This window comes from Photobacterium galatheae (assembly GCF_000695255.1).
GTDB lineage: Bacteria > Pseudomonadota > Gammaproteobacteria > Enterobacterales > Vibrionaceae > Photobacterium > Photobacterium galatheae.
This window is the reverse complement of sequence record NZ_JMIB01000073.1, coordinates 1-491: the sequence shown is the minus strand read 5'-3', so window position 1 is coordinate 491 and position 491 is coordinate 1. Positions and strand designations below refer to the sequence as shown.

Below are 491 nucleotides of genomic sequence, written 5' to 3'. Positions count from 1 at the left end.
GTCCACACAGATTGCTTGGTCGAAATGTAGAGAGCCACTGGTGCTGCCCAACAGCATCAGTATGAATTTAGCGGAAGATGTTTCGCTGACAGAATTTTAGTCCCGTTCGTCTAGAGGCCTAGGACACCGCCCTTTCACGGCGGTAACAGGGGTTCGACTCCCCTACGGGACGCCACGGGTCGTTAGCTCAGTTGGTAGAGCAGTTGACTTTTAATCAATTGGTCGCAGGTTCGAATCCTGCACGACCCACCATTCCTGCCACGGGAATGTAAAAACTCAGTGGGCGATTAGCTCAGTTGGGAGAGCACCTCCCTTACAAGGAGGGGGTCACTGGTTCGAGCCCGGTATCGCCCACCACTCTCTAAGTACTTTTCTGCACGGATACGCAGATTCAATAACGAATGAGTTGTTGGATCGATTTCGTGACGCTGAAAGTCTTTAGAAAGTGTGATTTATTGAAGAAATAAAAAACACAATGCTCTTTAACAATC

3 tRNA genes are annotated in these 491 nt (G+C 48.9%); all 3 read left to right on the top strand.

Going from position 1 to position 491, the window contains the following annotated elements:
- Positions 1–99 precede the first annotated feature (99 nt).
- Positions 100–175 (top strand) — tRNA-Glu (locus EA58_RS20685).
- A 1-nt stretch (position 176) separates the two neighbouring features.
- Positions 177–252: transfer RNA gene (locus tag EA58_RS20680), tRNA-Lys, on the top strand.
- A gap of 29 nt (positions 253–281) precedes the next feature.
- Positions 282–357, top strand: a tRNA-Val gene (locus EA58_RS20675).
- Positions 358–491: the final 134 nt, after the last annotated feature.